Source organism: Roseibium sp. MMSF_3247 (assembly GCF_030733765.1).
Classification (GTDB): Bacteria; Pseudomonadota; Alphaproteobacteria; order Rhizobiales; family Stappiaceae; genus Roseibium.
This window is the reverse complement of sequence record NZ_JASHII010000008.1, coordinates 65,139-79,142: the sequence shown is the minus strand read 5'-3', so window position 1 is coordinate 79,142 and position 14,004 is coordinate 65,139. Positions and strand designations below refer to the sequence as shown.

Genomic DNA, 14,004 nt, shown 5'->3' with positions numbered 1-14,004 from the left:
AAACTTGCGTGGAGCTTTCAAGACAGATGTGGGCGATAATCCGGTATCATCGTTTGAACGTCAGATCGACTGTTCCGACCTTGAAACCACCTTTCGTGACATCGGCAGTGTTGCGAACCGTCCGCCGATCGGTCTGGGTAAGGGTATCTGTAAAGCGCAGCAGGATAGAGCCGTTTTCCAGCGGAACATCGGCGATGTAGGAAAATCGCAAGGCTCCATCTGCACCAGTTTCAACAAGGGTTGGCGCGATCACATCAGATCTTTGGCCGACATACCGTCCGTTGCCAACCTTTTCGAAGAACCAGGTCTTGGTGTCCCGCTCGCCGTCGTCATAAACGAAGTCTTCGCGCAGGCGGAACATTCGGGTCTTCGGGTTCCAGGTGCCGGTTAGATACACCGTGAACGGCCGGTATACGCCCGCCAACTTGCTCTCAAACACGCCTTTGCCAACGGTCTTGCCGCGGAAAAACTCCTCAAGGACCAGCGGTTTTGCGGCCTGAGCTGGTGGCGCTGCAAAACCGGCAAACACTAGAAACGTGAGCGAAATCAGGAAAGTCGTCTTGGTTGTCAGTTTGGAAAAATACAGGGACATACTGCAAAGCCTATGAAGTGTTTCACATGCTTTGCCTACGTGTGAACGGCCATCTCAGATTTTCAAAACCGGGCGGTGGTCTTAACCTCCGAAGCGCTCCTGCCATGTCGGCAGCGTGTCGCCATCTGCAGGTGTTGCATGATAGATCCCACGTGCAATTGCCCTTGCGAGGCACGATGCGGCGGCAGCGCCCATTTGCACCATATCCTCCAGGCCGTTTTCCAGCTTGCGCTGCCCCGTCGACAAAGCGAACACGAGGTCGCCGTCGAGCGGTGTATGAGCCGGCCAAAGCGCGCGGGCCAGGCCGTCGTGTGCCATCACGGCAAGGCGTTTGGCTTCGCCTTTCGTCAAAATCGCATCGGTGGCGACGGCTGCGATGGTGGTGTTGGCCCCGGCTTCAAGCGCGTCCAACTTCGTGCGAACCGTGGTGCAGTCGGTTGGCAGTGTTGGCGTTATACCGCGTCCGCCGAATTCGTCACCGACCTCGAAGGGTGCCGCCCAGAAATGCGGTGTTTCGCCCATGGTTGCGCGGCCAAGCGCATTCACGGCGACGATCGCTCCAATCGTGACACCATTTTCCAGGACCACAGAGGCTGATCCCAGGCCGCCTTTGAGGTTTGCGGTTGTGGCGCCCATACCGGCGCCATTGGATCCAAGGACAAAATCATGGCCGATGGAATCGAGCGCCGCGCGGCCGAGATCCCGGTAGGGCGCCATTTGGCCCCAGCTCTTGTTGCCGCCGTTCAGGAGGTCAAAGAGGATCGCGGTCGGCACGATCGGCACGCGGACAGGGCCCACTTGATAGCCATAGCCCAGTTCTGCAAGACGCCCCTGCACACCCGCACCAGCATCAAGACCAAAAGCCGATCCCCCTGCGAGGACAATCGCATCGATTTTTTCGACGGTTTGCTCGGGCTCCAGAAGTGCAATTTCCCGGGTTCCCGGTGCGCCGCCCTGGATCGCCACGGAAGCGACCGCTGGCTCATCCGGCACGAGTACCGTTGCGCCGGACTTCAGATCCGGGTCGGACGCATTGCCGACCTTCAGGCCGGGCACATCGGTGATCAGGTTTCTGGGACCGGTCATCAAATATCTTTCAGCCAAAACTCAATAAAGGCAGGACTTTGAGTTTGCGCCGACCGGGCTCAGGTGTCGAGGCTTTTGTAACCCCTGCGCACATAGATCAAAGACTTTCCAGGGTCCGTCATCCGCAAATCCGTGACGGTGCCAACGATAATCGAGTGGGTGCCGACTTCGGAAACAGAAAAAATTTCGCAATCGATGCTCAGCCGTGCCGTGTCGAGGGCAGGGCAGCCTGTCGCCAGGTTTGTCCAGGAGCCATGCGCAAATCGTCCGCTCATATCCGCGCTTTCGCGGCCGGCAAATACATCAGACATTTCCTGATGATCGTCTGAGAGCGTGTTGAGGCAGAAGCAGCGGTTTTTCAGAACGGCTGCGTGAAGGCGGGATTGCCGATTGAGGCAAATCAGGATGCTGGCGGGGTCATCGCTGACCGAGCAGGCGGCTGACACTGTTCCGCCTGCCCGGCCGGCGTCACCATCGGTGGTGACGATATGAACAGCGGCGGCGATGCGGCTCATCGCTTCGCGAAACGTCTGGCTGTCGAGTGTCAGGCTTTGGGCGGCGGGATCTATCCCGGTTGAAGGCGCCATGCGGTCAATGCTCCATGGTCCGGACGTGGCATCCGGTCGTGATCTTGTTATATGTCGTTGCGTGTGCCTATCAAACCCAATCGAGCCTTGCAATTTTCGGAACTTTCGATTGATTTCATAGGACCATGGTTCCTACGGCGCCACTCGAGGGATGGATCTGGAGAACAGAATGAAGATTATCCGTGGCTTTGCGGGCATGATGGCAGCAACCCTCTTAAGCTGGCCATTAAGCGCTGCTGCCGAGATCCATATTGCGGTGGCCGGCCCCATGAAGGGTCAGTTTGAGGACTTGGGTCAGCAAATCAGGGCAGGGGCCGAACAAGCGGTCGTCGATATTAATATGTCAGGCGGTGTCCTGGGCGAACCCTTGGTGCTGGACATCGTCGATGATGGCTGTGACGAAACCCAGGCCAAAGCGGTCGCCAACCAGTTGATCGGCCGCGAAGTGTCGATGGTGGTGGGGCACGTTTGTTTCAGCGCGTCCATACCGGCAAGTGAGATCTATTCGGACGCCGGGATTGTGCAGATCTCTCCGGCCACAACGCTGCCGAAGTTCACTGACGAACGGCCTGGACCCGGCATCTACCGATTGGCGCCACGAGATGATGAACAGGCACGTGTTCTTGGCCAATACCTGGCAGATGCTTTTGCTGGGCAAGACATTGCTCTGCTTCACGACAAGACTGCCTATGGCAAGGGGCTGACCGATGCTGTTCGGATTGTTCTCAACCAAAACGGCGTCACCGAAACGCTCTATGAGGGGTTCGACGCGGGGCTGAATGATTATCGCATTCTCGTCTCTCGTTTGGCTTTGGAAGGCGCTGACGTTGTTTTCATCGGCGGCTATCATCCGGAAGCAGGCTTGATCAAATTGGAGATGCAGCGGCTTGGGGTCGATGCTGTTCTGGTCGGAGGCGATACCCTGATGACGCAAGCCTTCTGGGATGTCACGGGCGAGGCAGGTGAGGGCACAACGTTCTCCTACCCGCTAGATCCTCGCAGCCTGCAAACGGTCGCCGAGGTCATCGAGGCATTGGAAAGCCGCGAAGAAATTGCTGAGCGCTATGCGCTTGCCGCTTATGCCGCGGTCGAAGCTTGGGCCGAAGCGGTGGAAGCGGCCGGCGCACCGGACTTTGTAGCGGTGACAAAAGCAATGGACGAACAGGCTTTCCCGACAATCCTGGGTGACATCAGCTTTGATGAAAAAGGCGACAGCAGCATTCTTCAGTTTGTCATCTATGAATGGAAGTCTGGCAAACCGTTTGAGCGCTAGCTTCTTTTCCCCGTGCCCTTGATCTGCAAGCGCACTTTGTCGGCATAGATCGGCAACCCGGCGTCCATGCCGTAAAGGCTCCGGAAAAAACCGCCATTGGCCTCAATTGCGATGTTCTGACCTCTCCCAGCTGGTTGGAGTTCGACCTGCAGAGAGGTACGTTGTCGGGTTCCTCGCAGAGTGAGAAACCCTTCAACCTGTGCAGTTGTCTCGCCGGTCAAACGCACCGAATAGCTCTCGAACTCTGCTGTTGGAAACTCCGACACATTAAACATTGCAGAGCTTTTGAGGAAACCAGTGACCCGGTCATTGTTGGTCTCAACACTTCGGAGGTCGACGGTGACGCGAACACGGCTGGTTTCCGGCCGTTGCGCGTTTAAAACCATCTCGCCGTTGACTGTACCAAACCGGCCTTTGACTGGTTGGCCGCCCAACACTCTGACGGAGAACTGCGTATCCACGGCTTGAGGCGGTAGGATGTAACGGCCCGACAAGATATCCGCCCGGCTGTCACCGGTGATCATCACAAGAAGGGCAAGCCCAGCCAGAAAACTGAGGTAGACCGGCGCAAGACAGCGTTTCCAGCAGGACTGTGAGCACCACATGTGCCGCGCGATGGTTCCTCGCATTCAAGCCTCTCCCCGTGACAAAAACCATTACGTTGGATATGGGACAGCAGATTGTCGTGTTTCCTTTACGAACAACGCCGTTCACCATGGTTTGAAGTATTCTGAAGTGCCACTTGCCGCATCCGCGCTCATGCATAAACTCTTAACAAGCGTTAAGGATTGGGTGTGTGATGCGTATCATTTCTTTGCTGTTTGCCTCTGTTTTGCTCGTGGCAGTCGGTTTGACGGCTGAAAAAGCGCAAGCTGCAGAGGTGGTTGGTTTTTCCGGCCATCAATTTCGGCCGGGTACAATCGTGATCAAAAACTCTGAGCGCCGGCTTTATTTGGTACTCAACGGACGTCAGGCGATCCGTTACAAGGTGGCTGTCGGAAAACGTCAGAAATCCTGGACGGGACGGGCGCAGATCACGGCGAAATACATCAAGCCGGACTGGTCACCGTCGCCGGAAGTGCGCAAGGACTTCCCGCATCTTCCTGCCGTGATCCGCGGGGGGGCTCCGAACAATCCAATGGGCATTGCTGCCATGACGCTGTCGAACGGCAACTACGCAATTCATGGCACCAACCGTCCTGGCTCGATCGGGCGAGCGGTCTCCTATGGCTGCATCCGGATGGCCAATCACGATATCCAGGATCTGTTCCGCCGTGTACAGGTCCGCACACCAGTTATCGCGTTGCCGTAATCGGCGCTTCGTTCTCGGGGCAAGTTATCCCTTGGGAAAGTGCCCTTGTCAGGCCCCCGGCGCCAAGCCACTGTAGTGCCTTAGTGCAAGGCATTGGGGGCGCATATGCTTTTTTATCTGACTGTCATTCTGGCGTGTCAGCTCGCCGGTGAGTTGATCACGGTAGCGAGCGGACTACCGATCCCGGGCCCAGTAATCGGTATGGTTCTGTTGCTGGCAGGCTTGTTGATCAAGGGGGGGATCCCGGAAGATCTTGCAACGGTTGGTGATGCGTTTTTGACCAATCTCTCCCTGTTGTTCGTTCCTGCTGGCGTTGGCGTCATGCTGCATATTGCGCTGATCGGTGAGGAAGGGCTTGCTATAACCTTGGCACTGATCGGCAGCACGCTTGCAACAATTGCCGTCACAGCGGTGGTGATGCGCCTCTTGTCCCGGTCTGCCGATGCTGCTGACAGCGAGGCTGAATAATGGAGGGCGAACTTCGGGAAATCTGGGTTTATCTCTCTGCCAGTCCGCTCTTGGCGCTGACATTAACGCTTGTTGCCTATCAGTTCGGGTTTTGGATCTATCGACGTGCGGGATTTAATCCGCTTCTTAATCCGGTGCTGATCGCCGTTGTGTTGTTGGTCAGCCTGCTGCTCGTCACCGACACCCAGTATTCGGTCTATTTCGAAGGGGCTCAGTTCGTTCATTTCATGTTGGGGCCGGCAACGGTGGCGTTGGCCTTGCCGCTCTATCGGCAGCTTGAACGGGTCCGCCGCTCATCGGTTGCGATACTCGCCAGTTTGTTGGCCGGGTCTCTCACAGCGGCAATCAGTGCCGTCGGCATTGCCGCTCTGTTTGGGGCAAGCAAGGAAACTCTGGTGTCCCTTGCGCCAAAGTCGGTGACTGCACCGGTTGCGATGGGGATCAGTGAACAGCTGGGCGGGTTGCCGTCGTTGACGGCTGTTCTGGTGATCCTGACCGGAATTACAGGAGCTGCTCTTGGGCCGCTCTTGTTAAACCTGATGGGCGTAAAGGACATGGCCGCTCGCGGATTGGCCATCGGTACTGCGTCACACGGCATTGGGACAGCCCGTGCGCTGCAAGTCAGCGAATTGGCGGGTGCATTTTCCGGTCTCGCCATGGGGCTCAACGCCCTCGCCACAGCGATCCTGCTTCCATTGGTTTGGAAGTTGTTTTTCTGATCGGTCTAGAGCGGTTCAATATGGATGTGAAACGCTATCACCTTGGGACAGCGTGTCGCATATATTTTCGAAACTATGAAATTATAGTGATACGCGGATCGGCACGATCCTCCTCGAAATGCCGCTGGTTTCGTGTGCCCCAACCGGAACCGGCGGTTTTTTTAGTTCTGGCGCTTCAGCCATGACCTGGGATTTGAGGATTTGCTGTCTGACTGTTTGCCCGTCAGTGCGCTGACAAGGTCTGCGACGGCCTCAAGGCTGTGCACCGCTCGGAAATCGTCGACATGCGGAAGCATGGCCCGGATGCCCTTGGCCTTGGCTTCAAAGCCTTCGAACCGCAGGAGCGGATTAAGCCAGATCAGGCGGCGGCAGGACCGGTGCAGGCGGTCCATCTCGCGGGCCAGGTCTTCGTCGGAATCGCGCTCAAGACCATCTGTGATCAACAATACCGTCGGTTTGCCGGACAGGACTCGGCGCGACCAATGCCGATTGAAGTCATAGAGGGCCGAGGCAATGCGCGTGCCGCCGGACCAGTCCTGCACTCCTTCAGAGCATGCTTCGAGCGCTTCGTCGGGATCTTTCATCCGCAATTGACGCGTTACATTGCTCAGCCGTGTTCCGAACAGGAATGTGTGCACGTCCCGGCGTTCGGCGGTGACCGCATGGAGGAAATGCAGCAGCAGGCGCGAATACTGGCTCATGGAACCGGAAATATCGCAGATCGCGACCAGAGGTGGGCGCTTTTCGGCTGGTTGGCGGAACTTTAGGTCAATGATATCCCCGCCGGCCCGCATGGACGCCCGCAAGGTGCGGCGCGGATCCACCTTTCCCGAGTGTGCGGGGACCAGCCTGCGGAGCCGGATCTTGTCCATGCTGAGTGCCATGGAGGCGAGCGCCTTCTTGGCGTCATTGATCTCCTCGGCAGTCATCTGGGCAAAGTCTTTGCTCTGGAGGAGCTCCTTGCCTGACACCGTGAATTTGGCATCGACCTCGATTTCCGGCCGGGTTTCTTCCGCAACCCGTTCCTTGTTGGCCTGAAACGCCTGGGCAACCCGTGTCTGCCCCGCCTTGGGCTTTTCGGGTGCACCTCTCGGCGGAGCAACAGGTGACAGGATCGCCAGCATCTTTTCGATCAAGCCCCGGCTTTGCCAGTAGACCCGGAACGCTTCGTCAAACAGGATGCGATGTTCCCGTTTGCGCACAAAGACCGCATGCAGGGTCCAGTAGAGATCATCGCGGTTGCTGATACCGGACACTTCGACCGCCTGAACCGCATCGACAACGGAGGCCGGACCAACCGGCACCCCGGCCTTGCGCAGCGTGCGGGCAAAATAGACGATGTTGTCTGTGATGCGGGAGCGGACAGCGGTCATGGGCGCGTTTGGTCTGCTCTAAAGGGCCGGCATGGTCTGAGGACGTGGCTCGTCCTTGCGAATGTCATCGATCATCTGCCGGACCTTTGAGCCGCGGACCCGCTCAATATCATCCTGGTATTTCAGAAGAACGCCGAGCGTATCGGAGGCCATGTCCGGATCAAGCGCGATTTCATTGAGTTCCGAGAGGGCGGTGGCCCAATCCAGGGTTTCTGCGACGCCTGGTTGCTTGAAGAGGTCTTCTTCCGTGCGCAGTTTTTGGACAAAAGCGACGACCTCGCCCGCCAGCCGTTCGGAGGCACCGGGCACCTTGCGGCGGACGATTTCCAGCTCGCGCTCGGCGTCGGGATAGTCGACCCAATGATAGAGACAACGGCGCTTTAGGGCGTCGTGGATTTCCCGGGTTCGGTTGGTCGTGATGATGACGATCGGCGGTTCCTCGGCCTTGACGGTGCCGAGCTCCGGAATTGAGACCTGATTGTCGGCGAGTACTTCCAAGAGGAAGGCTTCAAAGGCTTCGTCCGCCCTGTCCAGTTCGTCAATGAGGAACACCGGTGCGCCGTTCAGAGACGGTTCAAGCGCCTGAAGGACGGGGCGCTTGATCAGGAATTTTTCGTCAAAAATCGACTTTGAAAGCTCGGAGTGCTCGGTATCGCCGGAGGCTTCCGCGACCCGGATCTCAACCATCTGTGCCGGGTAGTTCCATTCATACACCGCAGACGCAATGTCGAGCCCTTCGTAACATTGCAGGCGAATGAGATCGCGTCCGAGCGTTGACGACAACACCTTTGCAATCTCGGTCTTGCCGACACCGGCTTCCCCTTCGAGAAACAAGGGACGTTTCATTTTCAACGCAAGATGCAGAACGGTGGCAAGGGACCGGTCGGCGACATAGCCGGCTTCGTCCAACAGCTGGAGCGTTTCGTCGATTGTCGCTGGAATGGCAGATTGCGGCATGAACGGCTCCCAGGAATGATTTATTTTGCACTATATATAAACGAACAGAGGGCAGAGCCTAGGTCTGTTTGCTGGTACTTTGGAACAGGCGCCTGTGGCGGGTTGGTGAAGTGCCAAGCATTTCCCGAAAGTGATGGCGCATTGTAGCAGCCGTCCCAAACCCGGTCTGATCTGCGATCTGGTCGATTGAGAGACCGCTTTCTTCGAGCAAGTCCTTGGCCTTTTGAAGCCGCAAACCCGTAACCCAGCGGGCAGGGGTCGTTCCGGTTGCACTTTCAAACCGGCGCAGAAAGGTCCGCTCGCTCATGCCGGATCGTGCGGCGAGGCTCTTGATCGTATGATTTCCTGATAGATGTGCGCGCAGGTAGTCGAACAACGTGCCGAAGCGGTTTGCTTCATTTGGTACCTGAACACTGGTATCGACGAATTGGGCCTGTCCGCCTTCCCGGTGGGGCGGAACGACGAGCCGCCGCGCCACGGTGTTTGCAGCTGATGGGCCAAAGTCACGGCGGATAAGATGAAGGCAAAGGTCAATGCCCGCAGCACTTCCGGCCGATGTCAGGATCTGGCCGTTATCGGTGTAAAGGACATTGGGGACGGTCACGAGTTCCGGATACCGCGCTGACAAGGCCTCGGCATAGCGCCAATGTGTCGTAACACGCTTGTCTTCAAGAAGTCCGGTTGCCGCGAGCACAAAGACGCCCGAACAAATCGACAGCAACCGCGCGCCGTTGGCATGCGCCATGCGAAGGGCGTCTCTCAGAACCTCAGGGACGGGATCATTGATGCCGGACCAGCCGGGTATGAGGATCGTTCCTGCTGATTCGAAGAGGTCCAGACCGCCGTCCACTTCCACCCGAACACCGTTGGACGCCCTCAGAGGCTGTCCGGGATCAAGTCTCGCCACTTCAAAACTGTACCAATGCTCTCCCATTTCCGGCCGCTTGAGGTCGAAGACCTCGCAGCAAATGCCGAATTCGAACAGACACAAGCCATCATATGCAAGGGCAACCACGCGCTTGTTGGGCGCATTGGCCGGAGACTGAGAGGCAAGATCCGTATTTGGCATGATTTTTACGATAATTGTCTTTCTTGCCAAACGCCAGCCCAGAAACCGTCGCCTATGATCCGGTCAATCAACACAGACAGGAGACCCACCATGAGTTTTGTCACCGATATCCCGCCAGCATCTTCCTCGGACGCTGTCCGTCACTTTTCGGCGGGACTTACCTTTGAAACGGACTGCGCGGATGTTGCTGACTCATTTGCTACTGGCCGCGTAGATTTTGTGCTTCTTCACGTTGTCGGATCGTCAGAAACCTTTGCGAAAAAGCATATTCCTGGGGCGCTGCATTTGCCGCATTGGGACATCACGCCAGAACGCATGGCCGACTGGCCGGAGGACACCGTTTTTGTGACGTATTGCGCTGGGCCGCACTGCAACGGAGCAGACCGGGCGGCGGTGAAGCTCGCTGAACTTGGCCGGCCTGTGAAAATCATGATTGGCGGTCTAACCGGTTGGCAAGATGAAGGCTTTGCCTTTGCTGGACCGGGAGTGACGGCCGCAGCAGAGTAAAGCTGCGTATGGCGCAAGCCTGGCCGCCCGCGTATAAGAATCGCAGGTGAGGGAAGGGAGATTCGTTTTGCGAACCAATGCGCTTTTTTGGACAGGCTTGTTTGCTTGTATCTTGAGCGGACCGGCTCTTGCAGCCAGTGGCACCTATCCAACGGATCCGGCCAGTCTGGCGAGCGGCCGCGAAATAGCGGAGATCCATTGTGCCGCATGCCATGCTGTGGCAGCCGACGACGCAAGCGCCCAGGAAGGTGCGCCGGCATTCAGGGACCTCTCCAGCCTTTATCCACTGGAAAGTCTTGAAGAAAGCCTTGCTGAAGGCATCGTGACTGCGCACGAAAACATGCCGGAAATTGCCTTCGAGCCGGGTGACATTGATGCCTTTTTGGGCTATCTGACCTCCATCCAAGCAAAATGACAGTTTTGAGATTCAAATTATTATGATTTGTTAGCACTTGACTGAGTCTGCTGCCAAAGATCAAGAATTCATCTAATTGTCACGCGTTCTTAGAATTGGTTAACCTATTTGCTGCGACACTTTTCTTTAGGAGAAAGGAATACGTGGCATGAGAGTTGGTTCAGACTTTGAAAAACGGTTGCTCGGATACGGTTTGCTGACCGCGGAAATACTCTATCGGATGCCGGATCACCCAAGGTTGTTGCAGTCCTTCTTGTGGCAGACAGAGGATTTGGCGCCGAAATTTCCTGAGTTGACCCGTTTTTTGACGTTCTGGGAACGCGAGATCGAGGGACGGATCCATGCGGTCCGTGTTGCACATCAGAACCTGATCGAACCAGCGGAATTTCGCTATGCCGACGGTGAATTCGTGATGCACTAGAGCGTCAGCTGTCAGCGGCGGAGCAGAATGCCGAGCCCCTGACCATCCCGTAAGATGGATTTTGCCTCCGGTGTGAATTCGTTATCCGGTCCGTCGTGAAGAACGAAGCCCGGCAGCAGTGTGAGCGGAGCTTTGCTCGCCCGCACTGCCCGGACCAGAACACGTGTTGCGGCTGCGTCAGGACGTGGCCGCAAGGGGATCACGTCAATCGCGCCAAACCGGCCAGAGAGGACGTTCAGAATTTCACTTAAGCCATCTGCGCGAAAGATGATGGTCAGTGTGCCGCCAACTTTCACGATGTCCGTTGCCGTTTTCACCCAGGGCTCCAGGCCCCGTTCATCGAGCATGTGTGCTCCCGCGCGGGCCGTCTTGGGCGAGGCACGGAACCGGTTCGCCTCATAGTAAGGCGGGTTCATGATAACATGATCAGCCATGCCGGACTTAAGTCCCGCTGCATGGCGCACACTTCCCTTGGCCGTGATATCAGCTTCCAAGAGATGGACGCGATCTGCAAATGAGGCATTTGCAGGATCGTTTAGTCCTTCCCGCGCGAGTTCGAGAACAGTCTGATCGAGCTCTACCGCTGTCACCGTAATCTTCGGCAAGCGGGCAGCTGCACAAAACCCTGCGGTTCCGACACCTGCGCCGAGGTCCACAATGTGACCGCTCAATCCATCGGGCAAAGCCGCAGCGAGGTAAACCGCATCAAGTCCCGCGCGGTGGCGGCCATGTTTGGGCTGGTGCACATAGACCTTGCCGCCCAAAAAGGCGTCTCGAGTGATATCAAGTTTGCCGTCGGTCTCGGATGGTTGGAGCTGGTCCGTCATATCCGCTGTCATTCGCTTTCAAGGCGCAGCTCGTGTTCCAAACCCGCTTCGCGCACGAGCATGCGCGCTTTTTCAATCTGATCGCTGTCGACGAGGATCCTGCGTGGAATCATGGCGAGTGAGCCTTCCAGAATGCTCATGTTGCCGTCTGCGACAAAATGCTTGATCTCAGCCTCGCCAAGCAGCGATTCCAGAAACGAGATCAGGACAGGATCGTTTGTTCTTACAAGTTCTTCCATTATAAATCTGACCCTTGCCGGTTTTGCCCCGCGCTGCTGCCGGACGCTCTCTAAGGAATTGCTTTACAGCAAAATATGCTGATTGTGGCATTTCAACAGTTTGTCAACGGATTGGCGGCTTGCCCCGGAGACATTCGCGCCATATTGTCCGCACAAATCGTAACAGGAGTGCCGTCAGTGGCCGTGGTCGCAACCTTGTCTGACAATGAAACGCCTCGCGCAAGCATCCAGCCTCTCGTGGATCTCGTGGCGCCCGGCATGGCAGACGTGAATGAACTGATCCTTTCCAAGGCCGGGTCCAACGTGGACCTGATCCCGGAAATCGCAAAGCATTTGATCTCATCTGGTGGCAAGCGCTTGCGCCCGATGCTGACGCTCGCCTGCGCAGACATGTTCGGATATCAGGGCAACGGACATGTGATCCTGGCGGCAAGTGTTGAGTTCATGCACACAGCGACGCTGCTCCATGACGATGTTGTCGACGAGAGCGATATGCGCCGGGGCAAACTTGCGGCCCGCAAGCTTTGGGGCAACCAGGCGAGTGTTCTGGTGGGGGATTATCTCCTAGGCCAGGCGTTCAAGATGATGGTCGACACTGGCTCTCTGGAAGCACTGCGCATTCTCTCCGAAGCATCGGCCATCATTGCTGAGGGTGAAGTGCTTCAGCTCGGTGCGTCGAAAAACATAGAGACGACAGAAGCCGAGTATCTGCGGGTCATCGAGGCGAAAACCGCAGCACTGTTTGCTGCTGCAGCTGAAGTCGGCCCGGAAATTGCCGGCCAAAACGACGTTATGCGCAAGGCAGCACGAACCTACGGTCTGGAGCTCGGATACGCATTCCAGATGGTGGACGATGCGCTCGATTATGGTGGTTCATCCGCGGATCTCGGCAAAGACGTTGGAGACGATTTCCGGGAGGGCAAGATCACTCTGCCGGTGGTGCTTGCTGTTGCGCGCGGCACGGATCAGGATCGGGCGTTCTGGAAGCGCTGTATGGAAGGCGACAACGTCACCGACGCTGATCTTGCCGAGGCCATCGAGCTCTTGAAGAAATACGATGCGATTGCGGAAACCGTTCAGCGGGCCCGGACCTATGGCGACAATGCCCTCAAAGCGTTGGATCAATTGCCAGCGGGAGCTCACACGGACGCGCTTGCAGATGCCGTCGCGTTCTGTATCGCGCGTGTTAGTTGATTGCTCTAGAGGCTAGTTGCTGACTCAATCCGGCGTCCTTTTGGGGCGCCGTTTTGATTTTAAGCGGCACTTTTCTCAGCTCAACGGTCCAGAGGCGATCCACCAATCGGGATGCGCGGTGCGCAGATCGGTTTCAATCGCACGCATTTCGGTTGGAGCACACAGGCCGAAACAAGTCGCCCCGGATCCGGACATTCGTGAAAAAAGGATCCGGCTGTCCCCTTGCAGGAAATTCAAGACTTCACCGATCGCACCACAGACCGACATGGCAGGTGTTTGCAAATCATTGCGGCTGTTCGTCAAATAGGCAATCAGCGCGGCAATATCGTCAAACGCATCCGGCATTGTTGCCAGCTGCGGATTGTTCTTCTTGTCCAGGGCTCTGAAGACATCCGGCGTTTCGAGGGAGACCTTCGGATTGACAAGAATGATGCCGCAAGCAGGCAGCAGTGGGGCAGCCGCCAGGTCGTCGCCGATGCCCCGCATCACTTGCGGTTCGGGGCTGAGGCAAACTGGAACATCTGCGCCGAGCGATGCGGCGAGTTCATGAAGATCTTCATCGCTCAAATAAACACCGGTCACGTCCTCCAGAAGGCGGAGCGTGGTGGCAGCATCGCTGGACCCGCCGCCGATGCCGGAGGCGATCGGCAGACGCTTGGTTAAGGTGATTTTGACGGACGGGACGTTGATCTTTGCCCTTTCGGCAAATCCCCGGACTGCGCGCAGGACGAGGTTATTGTCTCCAGCTGGATCCAGTTCCCGAGCAAATGGGCCGTCGATGTCCAGCTCCAGTTTCTCGGACGGCTCGAGAGCAACCCGGTCACCTATCTGCGGAAAAGCAACGAGCGACTCCAGCAAATGATAGCCGTCATTGCGTTGACCGGTGATGTGAAGGGCAAGGTTCACTTTGGCCCGGGCGAGTTCTGCCTGGACAGCCGTTTGCTGGTGGTCTGGCATGATCCGTC

The 14,004-nt window shown here is 57.0% G+C and carries 18 protein-coding genes; 8 read left to right on the top strand and 10 right to left on the bottom strand.

Annotated elements, in window-relative coordinates; genetic code table 11:
• Window positions 1-46: 46 nt before the first annotated feature.
• The 3 genes from RBB44_RS22155 to RBB44_RS22145 all read right to left on the bottom strand — a co-directional run bounded on the left by RBB44_RS22155 (window position 47) and on the right by RBB44_RS22145 (window position 2,265).
• Window positions 47-592, bottom strand: coding sequence for a DUF3833 family protein (locus RBB44_RS22155; protein ID WP_306150014.1), 546 nt, complete (start codon window positions 590-592; stop codon window positions 47-49).
• 81 nt (window positions 593-673) lie between these two features.
• Window positions 674-1,678, bottom strand: coding sequence for a P1 family peptidase (locus RBB44_RS22150; protein WP_306150013.1), 1,005 nt, complete (start codon window positions 1,676-1,678; stop codon window positions 674-676).
• Between the two features lie 59 nt (window positions 1,679-1,737).
• Window positions 1,738-2,265, bottom strand: a complete 528-nt coding sequence (locus tag RBB44_RS22145) for a flavin reductase (RefSeq protein ID WP_133946751.1) — start codon at window positions 2,263-2,265, stop codon at window positions 1,738-1,740.
• Between the two features lie 169 nt (window positions 2,266-2,434).
• Here RBB44_RS22145 and RBB44_RS22140 point away from each other — a divergent pair, with 169 nt between their 5' ends.
• Window positions 2,435-3,538: a branched-chain amino acid ABC transporter substrate-binding protein gene (locus RBB44_RS22140; protein WP_306150012.1), complete on the top strand. Its 1,104-nt coding sequence runs from the start codon at window positions 2,435-2,437 to the stop codon at window positions 3,536-3,538.
• Here the strand turns inward: RBB44_RS22140 and RBB44_RS22135 are convergent.
• Entirely contained in the window at window positions 3,535-4,167 is a 633-nt protein-coding gene (locus RBB44_RS22135; RefSeq protein WP_306150011.1) for a YceI family protein, read from the bottom strand. The two genes, RBB44_RS22140 and RBB44_RS22135, sit on opposite strands and share 4 nt — an antisense overlap.
• A gap of 170 nt (window positions 4,168-4,337) precedes the next feature.
• On the opposite strand from RBB44_RS22135, the gene RBB44_RS22130 reads away from it, so the two are divergent.
• The 3 genes from RBB44_RS22130 to RBB44_RS22120 all read left to right on the top strand — a co-directional run bounded on the left by RBB44_RS22130 (window position 4,338) and on the right by RBB44_RS22120 (window position 6,037).
• The gene (locus RBB44_RS22130; protein ID WP_306150010.1) at window positions 4,338-4,850 is read left to right on the top strand and encodes a L,D-transpeptidase; all 513 of its coding nucleotides are present in this window, start codon (window positions 4,338-4,340) and stop codon (window positions 4,848-4,850) included.
• A gap of 105 nt (window positions 4,851-4,955) precedes the next feature.
• On the top strand, window positions 4,956-5,318 hold the full coding sequence (locus RBB44_RS22125; protein ID WP_306150009.1) for a CidA/LrgA family protein: 363 nt from the start codon (window positions 4,956-4,958) through the stop codon (window positions 5,316-5,318).
• Window positions 5,318-6,037 carry an LrgB family protein gene (locus RBB44_RS22120; protein ID WP_306150008.1) on the top strand — a complete coding sequence of 240 codons (720 nt, stop codon included), beginning with the start codon at window positions 5,318-5,320 and terminating at the stop codon, window positions 6,035-6,037. The genes RBB44_RS22125 and RBB44_RS22120 overlap by 1 nt, the downstream gene beginning before the upstream one ends.
• A gap of 161 nt (window positions 6,038-6,198) precedes the next feature.
• Here RBB44_RS22120 and RBB44_RS22115 read toward each other — a convergent pair whose 3' ends face one another.
• The 3 genes from RBB44_RS22115 to ftrA are packed head-to-tail and all read right to left on the bottom strand — an operon-like array spanning window position 6,199 to window position 9,436.
• A complete protein-coding gene (locus RBB44_RS22115; RefSeq protein ID WP_306150007.1) occupies window positions 6,199-7,410 on the bottom strand; it encodes a VWA domain-containing protein in 1,212 nt (403 codons plus the stop codon).
• Window positions 7,411-7,428: 18 nt separating this feature from the next.
• On the bottom strand, window positions 7,429-8,367 hold the full coding sequence (locus RBB44_RS22110; protein ID WP_306150006.1) for a MoxR family ATPase: 939 nt from the start codon (window positions 8,365-8,367) through the stop codon (window positions 7,429-7,431).
• 58 nt (window positions 8,368-8,425) lie between these two features.
• On the bottom strand, window positions 8,426-9,436 hold the full coding sequence (gene ftrA, locus RBB44_RS22105) for a transcriptional regulator FtrA (RefSeq protein ID WP_306150005.1): 1,011 nt from the start codon (window positions 9,434-9,436) through the stop codon (window positions 8,426-8,428).
• Window positions 9,437-9,526: 90 nt separating this feature from the next.
• On the opposite strand from ftrA, the gene RBB44_RS22100 reads away from it, so the two are divergent.
• The 3 genes from RBB44_RS22100 to RBB44_RS22090 all read left to right on the top strand — a co-directional run bounded on the left by RBB44_RS22100 (window position 9,527) and on the right by RBB44_RS22090 (window position 10,779).
• Window positions 9,527-9,943, top strand: coding sequence for a rhodanese-like domain-containing protein (locus RBB44_RS22100; protein ID WP_306150004.1), 417 nt, complete (start codon window positions 9,527-9,529; stop codon window positions 9,941-9,943).
• A 112-nt stretch (window positions 9,944-10,055) separates the two neighbouring features.
• Window positions 10,056-10,358, top strand: coding sequence for a c-type cytochrome (locus tag RBB44_RS22095; RefSeq protein WP_306150003.1), 303 nt, complete (start codon window positions 10,056-10,058; stop codon window positions 10,356-10,358).
• 148 nt (window positions 10,359-10,506) lie between these two features.
• On the top strand, window positions 10,507-10,779 hold the full coding sequence (locus RBB44_RS22090; protein ID WP_306150002.1) for an usg protein: 273 nt from the start codon (window positions 10,507-10,509) through the stop codon (window positions 10,777-10,779).
• A gap of 11 nt (window positions 10,780-10,790) precedes the next feature.
• On the opposite strand, the gene RBB44_RS22085 is transcribed toward RBB44_RS22090, so the two are convergent.
• Window positions 10,791-11,618 (bottom strand): tRNA1(Val) (adenine(37)-N6)-methyltransferase, encoded by an 828-nt coding sequence (locus RBB44_RS22085; RefSeq protein WP_306150001.1) that lies wholly within the window; start codon window positions 11,616-11,618, stop codon window positions 10,791-10,793.
• Window positions 11,615-11,845, bottom strand: a complete 231-nt coding sequence (locus tag RBB44_RS22080) for a DUF2007 domain-containing protein (protein ID WP_306150000.1) — start codon at window positions 11,843-11,845, stop codon at window positions 11,615-11,617. The genes RBB44_RS22085 and RBB44_RS22080 overlap by 4 nt, the downstream gene beginning before the upstream one ends.
• 177 nt (window positions 11,846-12,022) lie before the next feature.
• Here RBB44_RS22080 and RBB44_RS22075 point away from each other — a divergent pair, with 177 nt between their 5' ends.
• The gene (locus RBB44_RS22075) at window positions 12,023-13,039 is read left to right on the top strand and encodes a polyprenyl synthetase family protein (RefSeq protein WP_371932325.1); all 1,017 of its coding nucleotides are present in this window, start codon (window positions 12,023-12,025) and stop codon (window positions 13,037-13,039) included.
• Between the two features lie 75 nt (window positions 13,040-13,114).
• Here RBB44_RS22075 and RBB44_RS22070 read toward each other — a convergent pair whose 3' ends face one another.
• Entirely contained in the window at window positions 13,115-13,996 is an 882-nt protein-coding gene (locus tag RBB44_RS22070) for a 4-(cytidine 5'-diphospho)-2-C-methyl-D-erythritol kinase (RefSeq protein ID WP_306149999.1), read from the bottom strand.
• Window positions 13,997-14,004: the final 8 nt, after the last annotated feature.